Below are 9,381 nucleotides of genomic sequence, written 5' to 3' on the forward strand. Positions count from 1 at the left end.
CACACGCGGCGGGGCCCTCGACGTTCACCAGTCCATCGCCGGACCGGCAAGGCGACCATCGTGCGGGTCCGGCTCCTCGCCATGCACCGGAGCGTTGTAGTCACTCCACCCCGGCGCCCTCTCCTCGGGGCATGTGCAGTGTCCGCCCTCGTCGTAGGTCAGGAGGTCGCACTCCTCGTCGTGGTCGAGGGCACTACGCCTCACCACGGGCGGGCCTCCACCGCTGCCCAGTCGGTGGCTGTCGGCTGCGGGTCGTGGTCGACGGCCAGGACCCGTGCGGGCGGCGCAAGTTCGTCCTCGTCCGGTCCGCCGATCGGGTCGTCATAGTCCTGCGACCCGTCATCGAGAGGGGCGGGCCCGCCCTCCTGGCCCTCCTCGTCGGGCGGCTCCTCGTCCTCCTGGCCCTCGTCGCCGTAGAAGTCATCTCCAGGCACTGGGTAGTCGTCGGGGTCTAGCTCGCCCTCGCCGTCGCCCTCCTCGTCGACGCCAAAGTTCGGGTGCCTCACACCGTCGTAGACCACGGTGGTTGTCCCGCCGCCTTCCCTCTGCCGCAGCTCGCCCCACGGGATATCCGGCAGCTCGACCGACACCCCGAAACCCTCGCCGCACACCGGGCAGGAGTAGGAATCCCACCACTCCGTCAGTCCCCACAGACTGCCCGGATGACGGTCACTGTGGATCATCGTCCCGTCGCACGTGATCAGGCGCAGGCCCGTCCCGTCCGTGTACTCCTCCGTGCACGGCTCGCCGTGGCGGCATCCCGTCCCCGAGCACCGGCACGGCTCGCCGTCGGGGGCCGGACTCCACACCGCCTCGGCGTGCGCGCGCAGTGATGCCGTCGCGTCGGCCGGGAGTGCACGGATACCGAGTTCCTCGGCGGTGATGCCCTCGTCGGCCTCGACGGCGGTGGGCTGCAGTACGTACACCACGGCGCCCGCGTCGGGTGCCGGCGCCTCTTCAGCGGTGGCCTCAGGGGCGGGCTGCGCACGCACTCGGCGCAGGGCTTCCTGATACCCGAGGCCCTCGGCGAGTTGAAGCTTTCGCGCGGCCTTCCGTTCGGCATTGCGCTTAGGCATGGCGACCTTCCCCATCCGGGCCTCGGCCCCCACGCCACCCGCCCGGACTACGGAACGGATCGTCAGTTTGATGTCAGCAACCGGCGTCCCGTGGGACCTTCGTACCGTCGATGCCCTGCGGCGGCGTGGGCGCGCGGGCGGCGGTAGGGGCGGCGGTGTCTGCCCTCGCTGCGAGCGTAGCGGAGGGCACTGACAAGATGCCGCCGGATGGCTGCTCTACCTATTCTTGGGCCGTCCGGTGCACTTGGCGTAGGGCACCCACCGGCAGGACGGTGCGCGGCCGTCGCAGCGGGGGCATACGGCCGTGGTCGAGGTGAGCGGGAGGCTGTAGACCCACATGAGGCAGGACGGTGCACGGAAGAGGCCGTGCTCGGCGGGTGGTTCGTGCAGGGCTGGAAGGCGGTTCCATCTGCGCTCTGTGGTGGTGCGTCCTTTGGGCTTGCCCGCCGGTTCGATCCGGTGCTGCTCCACGAAGTACTTGAGCGGTGTCTGTTCCCGGCGGGTGAGGGTGCCGGCGGGGGCGAGTTGCCCGACGCTCTCGATCCATTTCTCGGCCGAGGCCCCGGCCTTGCGGCGGCGCTCCTCCCACTTCCACATCAGTTCGGCGAGGGCGACGGCTTCGGGGTAGGTGACGACCGGGGCGGCTCGGCGGCGGTGTCGTTCCATACCGAGGGCGTCATCGCGTTCGCGCCATGTCTCGACGGCGCCCTGCCCGGAGACCCACCACCAGAGCATCACCTGATGAGCATCTGCCACGAGCGCATCACCCACGTGTCCCACCCGATGCACGAACTCGCGGTGTCGCACCAGTGCACGCCCCAGATCGGGCACCGGGCCTGTGTCGACGACATAGCCGCCGTCATCGCTGGCCATCCACCGACGACCGCAGCCGCAGGGACGCCATCGGTGGCCCTCAGCGGCGAGCCACACGCCGGATTCCATGCAGAGCGGGCAGGCGGGCAGGGGAGGGGCGCCGAAGTCCCGCGGCCACCGCTCGATGCGCGGTGCGTCGACCAACTCCTCGGGGCGGACGCCGGGCACCGATCGGGCGAGCTGCTCGGATGACCGGCCCACCAAGGCGGCGAGCTGCGCGAGGCCCTCGGCGGGGAGGCGGACCTCCTCGCGCTGCGGCATGAGGCCGTCGTCGGGCAGCTCGGGGCAGCTCTCAACGAGCGCTCCGAGGAGAGCGTCGACGGCAAGGCCGTTGGCGGTCGAGGTGCGCAGCAGGAACGAGGCGAGGGTCTCGTCCTGGATCAGCGGGACGCGGATCGGGAGATCGTTCGCGGTGAGTTCCGCGCGGCCGGTGGCGTTCATGTGGTCACCGTGGCACACCCCACTGACGGGCCGTCCCCGAACGGGTGACTCTCGATTGACGCGAGCCTGTCAAGTTCTAGGAAAGGCGCCGGCACCCGGCCCCGAGGCCGGGGAAGAGGGGCGGCCAGGGTGCCCGGCCGGTGCCGGGTCCCGGCCCTCCGCCACGGGTCGACCGCAGCCTCGGCGGTGGCCCGCTCGCGGCGAGCGCATACCGCGCGTTCTGTACGGCGCGTCGCGCAGCACCCTCGCCGATCCGGCGGGCCTGCGGGGTATCCACGCTGGGCCCGCGCATCTCGTCGGCACCCGCAAGCCCCTCCTCGGCCCACCGGACTGCCGCGCGCCGTTCCTCCTCCTCGGTGGTTGCACGCGGCCCGGCAGGGGCCGGGGCGGCCGTACGCCTCCGGCCCCGGAGCTTCACCACCTGTACGGCATCATCTCGGCCATCTGCCCCGCTACCACGGTGACCAGCGCCGCACTCGCCGCGATCGTCAGGGCCTCGCGCCGCAGTCGTCGGGGAATCCGGACGGGCCGCACCGGCAGGGCCACCGGCCGCCCCGGAGAGAGCTTCCGCCGCAGCGCCGCCAGTTCCCGCCTGACCTCGTCCCAGGTCCGCACCGGCTCGCCCTCCGGCTTGTGGTCGTCGCTGGTCAGCACTGCCCGCAGCTCCCGCAGCTCTTCGGCGATCGCCTCCCAGGAAAGTACGGGCGCGTCCTGGTCCTGGTGCTCCTCCCGGTCCTCGACGACGGCCACCGGCTCTACAGCGGCCTCGAACCAATTCCGCGCGGCCTGTTCCTGGACAACCTCGACGTCCTCGGCCGCGCGCAGCCGCGCCACCAGCGCACGCACCTGGCGTGCCTCGTGCGACTCCACCGGCGCGACTTCGAAAACGCGCGGGGCGGGAACGTACGGCGTGGCGATCGGCTCACGCTCACCCGTCTCAATGGCCTTGCGCACCGGGGAAGCGGGGAGCTCCCGGCACTGCGTCCCGCGCTCATCGTGCCTGATGGCAGAACCGGCACAGGGAATTGAAGCGTCCACGTCAAGTTCTGCGGAAATCCCCCCTTCCCCCACAGGGGCCGCCGCCCGCACCGGGGCCGGGGGTGCCGCCTTGGCCGCTCGCGTTTCGGCCTGCGCCTTCCGCCGCAGCTGCGCGCGGCTCTTCGGCTGCCGCGCCTGCCACGCCTCCACATCTCGGCCGCACGGCCATGCATGACCACACCACCGCTCGGGGTGGCACGTGCCCGGCCGCCGCTCCGCGTACCCCTCAGCCGTCACCGGCCGCGCGTGCGCATCCCGCAGCACCTCACCGAACCGGCCGTCATCCGTGACGAAATCCCAGTCCGTCCCGTGTTTGCCCGGCTCGGCCGTCCAGCACAACATGAACCGCGCGCCCGACGTACGCGCATCGCAGCACACCGACTGAGCATCCCGCCGGGGCATCCACCACAGCACCCGCTGGCGGGCCGGGCTGCCACCCTTCGACGCCATGAACACAGCCACCATGTCCCCGAACGCACACGGGCCACCCTCAGAGGCGGGGCCGGGCAGCTCGTCGCCGGGGGTCGCGTCGCCGATTGAAGTGCTCGCGTCAAGTCCCTGGAATTGCATAGCCCCCCGAGGGACGGCGACGCCCGGCACTGCGCCCCCCTCGCCCTCCCACGCCTCGGCCGTTCCGGGGTCGGACACACCGGCTGGCACCGGAGCGCTCACCGTCGCCAACGCGACCGGCTCCGGGGTGGCGTCGCGCGGATCGGCGGGGAGCGGCTCACCTGCGAGCGCCGCCGTCATCTGGTCGGCGGACATACGGCCGGATACGCCGTCGTTGAAGTTGGCGGTATAGGTGTAGACGCCCATCCGCCCAGCCGCTACCGCCGCCGCCTTCGTGACGACCTTCCGGCCGCCGACCGCGCCCACGGCGCCGCCGTCAAAGCTCGCGTGAATGTGGGGGATCGTGACCGACTTCGCGTTAACCCGCGTGACCTCGTACCAGGTGCCGCGGTAGCACACGAAATCGCCCTTCACGAAATCCGGCTTCCCCCACACTTTGAAGCCGCGCCGCTCGGCCTCTTTGATCACCTCGGCCCAGTAGGTGAGTTCTTCGTCGTACTCGGCCAGCCGCCGGTCAAGCTCCGCGCGGCGCTCCGGGCTCGGAGCGGTGCGCCAGAAGTCCGCGGGACGCCCCCGGTCGTCGACGCCGTCCCGCTCGCGCAGCACGCCGCGGCGTTCGGCTCCGAGCTTTTCCATCCGGCGCAGGGTGCGCCCCGGCGCCTTGCGGTACTTCTCGTACGCGGCCGACGCCTCCGCACGCGAGGCGAAGTAACCGGCCTTCTTGTCGTCGGCGATGCTCTTGCGCATCTGGTTGTGCATGCGCTCCTGGTCCCGGCGCGCACGCCCCTCCGAGTGGTGCCCCACAAGGATCGGCTGACCCATCCAAAACCGTTCGCCGATCTGGTCGGACGCCTTGCGCGCCGCTTCCGAGGACTGCGCCGCGCGTCCCGCCCGCTCGTCGTACCGCTCGCTGCGCTCCTCGGCGCTCTGCACGCGCGCCGCCTCCCGCTGCGCGAACGAGAGCGTCTCTTCGATCTGCTCCACGCACGTGAAGCCCAGAGCCCGCACCGCCTTGACGGCAACGCCGATCTTCCAGCGGTCGGCGTTGCGGTTGCGGCTGCCCCGGATGAAGATCCCCGGGTTACGGCGGTAGGTCCACCCGAGCGGCTTGAGCGCCTCCCACACCCCATCCCCCTTGGAAGAGCCCTCCACAGTGGTGCCGTCCTCGTGGGTGTGCCGAATGACGATGTCCGCCGCCTCTGCCTCCTCCTCCGCTTCCACGACGTCCCCGGGCAGGGTGAGCGCGCGCAGCGCCGCCGGGGAGTGCCCCATGACCCGTGCGGCGCACTCGGCGCAACGCGGAGCACAGCCGGGCACGTCCCACAGCAGCACCCCGAACCCGCCACAGGTGTTTGCCGCAGCGCAGTCACCGCGCCCGGCAGGCTTCGCCCAGCCGATCGGCATAACCGCCACGGCCACCGCTGCCTCCCTCAATCCAGTTGACGCGACCGCGTCAAGTTTCCCGCTCGACCCCATCTCCCCGACTTGAGCCATGACCTTATTTGACGCGTCCGCGTCAAGTTCCATGCTCAACCCCCCTTCCCCACCCTCACCTTGCGCTCCACTTGACGCGTTCGCGTCAAAATTCTCGGAAGAGGCCGGCACCGCCACAGACCCCTGCGCGCCCCCTTCCCTCCCACTCGAAGCCCGGCCAGCCTCGGCCTCGTTCGCCGCTTCACGGGCACGCGCGGGGATCTCCGGGCCGAACGCGTCGAACCGAGCGACGCCCGCGCGGGACAGGGTGACCCGACGTGCGAGGGCCGAGAGGATCTCGACGTGCTCGGCGTCGTCGGCCTCGATGATCAGGCCGAGTGCCAACAGGCCTGAGAGGGCGCGCTGTTTCGGGTGCCGTCCGGGCCACCCGCGCGTGATCCGCTGCCATTCGCCGTCCAGGGTGTGAACCTGCCCGCGGGCTACGTCGCACAGTGCGTCGTTCCACGCTTTCGGCAGGTTCCCCATGGGGTCACGTCCGGCCGCCGCATCGGTGTCCGGTACCGCGCGCGTCGGTGTGGCCTGGTCCGGTGCCTCCTCCTGGCTCTGTGCGTCGGGGACGCTCGGCGCGTTCCATGCGGGTGCATCGGGGGCCTGCTCGATGGCGACGCGGTCGGCACGGCCGCGCTCCTTTGCCGCACACCGCGCGAGCGACCGCGCTTCCTTCAGTGCCTCCCGTGCCTCCTCCGCAGCGCCACCGGCGAGCGTGAACCAGCACTCCGGGCGCGTCTCCCGCGTCCGCTCGAACGTCCGGGCGCGCTGCGCCCATTCAGCAGCCTTGGCCGCTTCTGCTCGCGCGTCGGCAAGCCACCCGGTGAGGGTCTCGGGGGCGCCGTCCACGTCCGGGCACCCCTTGGCCCACCGCTCGACCTCGGCAACCGACTCGGCGCACTGTGCGGCCGATTCCGCCGCTTCCCGCACCGATTCCAGACCACACCGAATGTCGTCGGCCGCTTCCTGGCGGTCGTTCCCCTCGTTCCTCGCGTCGTCCACCGCGCACTTCGCCCGGTACACCGCGTCGTTGATCCGCTCCACGTACGCCGTGCGCTCGGGCGCCACCTGGTCCACACACGTGGCTACGTCCTTCTGTGCGTGCTCCGCAAGGGCGACCTGCGCCCAGCATCCGTCAACGTCGTCCCATGCCGTCTGGCGGGCGCGCTCGGCCGCTTGCTCGGCGTGCGTGGCCGCGAGTTCCGCCGCCTCCGCCCACTTCTCGCACTGAGCGACCGCGTACGCCTCCGCACGCTCCGCCTCCGCGACCGCGGGGGAGTCGATCTCACCCGTGATCATCGCGACCATGGCCGTTGCCGCCAGACTGTTCTGGGTGGCCATCACCTTTTGAGCGTCACCGATCGAGTGCAGCCGCTGTACGGACACCTCCAACACCCGTCCGCCCGTGAGCACGGTTCGCGTCTTCCGCGACAGGTGGATAGCGCAGAGAACCAGCGGCCGAGTCTCGTACTCGAAGAACCGCTCACTGCCCGTGGCGCCGTCGGGACGTGCGTTGCATTCGTGGCACTCCACCGTGCCGAGCCGCTGAAAGCGGTACACCTCCCGTACGTGGAACTTCTGGTTGCTGCCCCACTCCTCGCCCTTGGCCAGCTTTTCGAGCTGCCGCAGCATCTTCGCCGCGAACTGCACCACCATGCCCTTGGCGACCGGCACAGAGCACGTCGCGAGCGGCTTGTCCCGCGAGGAACCGGGAACCGTGATCTTCCATTCGTTGCCGCCGCACGCGTCGGCGTCCATGCGGACACCGTCGATGACCATGGGGAACCACACGCGATCGCCGAGCACCTCGATCGCACCCACGTGTGCCGACACCGGGGCGTGCGGCAGGAATCCACGCTTCTCCGCGTCCCACTCGCCGTACGACTCGACCGGCTTCGGCTCGGCCGCGCCCCGTGCGGGCATCTCGTCGAAGCCAAGCTGAGTGCCAGGCTCACCCGCGTGCCGGACGGCCGATCCGCCGATGCTGTACCGGTACGCGCCGTCGCTGCCCGAGCGCGTCATGACGTGGTACTCGCCCGTGTGTCCCGATCGGTCGGTGGTCACGTACCACGTGGCCGCTTGCGGAGCCTGTGACCACACCTGTCCGCGCACCGGGTGACCGGTCGACGTCGACCGGCCGTCCTCGGCCACACCGGTCATGGAAATGTGCGTCCACTCCAGCCACGCGCCGAGATCCTCGAACCCGGTAGCCGCGTACCCCGGAGCGTCCGCCGACGGTTCGAGCTTCATCGTTGCGGCCGGACCGCGCTTGGCGCGCCACTTCGGCGTGCGCGCCTCGCGCGCGTCGATGACGTCGCACAGTTCATCGCGCAGCGTTTCGTATGCCTCCCGCGTCTCCGGGCGCACATCCTCGGTGGGCACTACGGCGAGCGTGTACCGCGCCTTTCCGTCGCGCGATTCGATGACCTCCCGCGTCCCGTCCTTGGACACGACGGGTACAACCGGCTCGGGACCCTTTCCAGCCACGGCCGAACGGCACTGTGCAAGCGTCGGCTTGACCCGCGCACCCTTGGCAGACGACTGACGGCCGTTGAACTTCCCGCCGGTCCAGCACGCGCGCGCCACCGGTGTACGCACCTCCCACACCCCGCCATCGAGCGCCACCGAGACAGGCTGACCGTGCTTGGCGGCATCCTCCGCGAACTTGGCCGCGCCCTTGGGTGCGCCCGCCTCGATCGCGTCCGCCACCGTGGCGTACACCGTGCTCGTGTTCGGCTCCGGACGCGTGCACGGCGGAGTCGGGACAACCGGCTCGGCAGGCTCCACGGGCACGACGGGCACATCGGGCAGGAGACCCGCGAGCGACTCCGTGTAGGCCGCGTACGCCTCGATCTCGTATGCGTCTGCCTCGCACCCTTCACCACCGGCCAGCACCCCGCAAAGGTCCGCGATCACGTGCAGTGCCTCACGGGAGCCGACCACCGCAACCGACCCGTCAGCCATGGTCCGGCCCTCACGGAGGATGCCCCTGATCTCGGCATCATCGGTGTCCCGAAGGTGCTCATCCAAGGCCGCCGGGACCATGATCGCGTGAAGCTGGGCGGAGTTGACAGTCATGTGGGGGTTCCTTTCGATCCGGTCCGCTGGGGTGCTCCCCTGCGGGTTGGTGCGATGCCCACACTAGGTAAGTCGTAACTCATTTACAAGTTCATCTGTGAAACCATCTACAACTCGCGGGCTGCGCGGCCTCACCCCGCCGTCCGGCCTGACGTTCAGCGCAGAACGGGTGCGGGAGGCGCCACGCGCCCACCTCCCGCGCGACGGGCCGACAGTGGCGGCCATTGCCCGCGCGCGCCCACACAGGCCGCCTGCGGGGCGCATGGCAGCACTGGCAGTGCGGAACGTTGTGGATAAAGGCGGCACTGATTGGCGGTTTCGGGTACCACCAGGGGAAACCCTTCGAGGGAGCCGAAACCGCCACGGCTCCACCAAGATCAGTAAGGGGCAAAACTTTACTGAGGACCCTTACTCGAACACGCTACTGAAAATGCTTCTCAATAAAGGCAGCAAGAAGGACACCCTTCCCGCAGGTCAGAGCCGAAACCGCCAAGCGGTGCCACTCCCCCCTCTTGTTCGATTCGCGAGCTGTGGAAAAAGGATGCATGGATTGGCGGTTACGGCGATCGCGCGATAGGGGAGCGTAGACCAGGGAGGAGCCGGAACGGGCTTTGAGCTGGGGTTATGGCACTGTCCACAGGGCTGCACCGATTGGCGGTTTGGCAACCGGAACGATCTCTCTACCTGTCAGCCGAAAGCAGTGATCCGCGAAGCGGATCACGGAGCCCCCGCGAAGCGGGGGCCTATAGCAGACAGCGTGAAACGCTGTCAAGGGATCCGCGAAGCGGATCACTAGTTGTACCACGCGAAGCGTGGTACATAC

The 9,381-nt window shown here is 70.0% G+C and carries 4 protein-coding genes; all 4 read right to left on the reverse strand.

The genetic code is table 11. The features are described 5' to 3' along the window. Nucleotides 1-24 precede the first annotated feature (24 nt). Nucleotides 25-207: a hypothetical protein gene (locus ACFQ7F_RS43595; RefSeq protein ID WP_383284527.1), complete on the reverse strand. Its 183-nt coding sequence runs from the start codon at nt 205-207 to the stop codon at nt 25-27. After that, entirely contained in the window at nt 201-1,076 is an 876-nt protein-coding gene (locus ACFQ7F_RS43600; RefSeq protein WP_383284530.1) for a hypothetical protein, read from the reverse strand. Before ACFQ7F_RS43600 ends, ACFQ7F_RS43595 begins: the two co-directional genes overlap by 7 nt. 216 nt (nt 1,077-1,292) lie before the next feature. After that, nucleotides 1,293-2,390: a TniQ family protein gene (locus ACFQ7F_RS43605; protein WP_383284533.1), complete on the reverse strand. Its 1,098-nt coding sequence runs from the start codon at nt 2,388-2,390 to the stop codon at nt 1,293-1,295. A 414-nt stretch (nt 2,391-2,804) separates the two neighbouring features. After that, on the reverse strand, nt 2,805-8,558 hold the full coding sequence (locus ACFQ7F_RS43610) for a DUF3560 domain-containing protein (RefSeq protein WP_383284536.1): 5,754 nt from the start codon (nt 8,556-8,558) through the stop codon (nt 2,805-2,807). Nucleotides 8,559-9,381: the final 823 nt, after the last annotated feature.

This window comes from Streptomyces sp. NPDC056486, from assembly GCF_042795295.1.
In the GTDB taxonomy this organism is placed as follows: domain Bacteria; phylum Actinomycetota; class Actinomycetes; order Streptomycetales; family Streptomycetaceae; genus Streptomyces.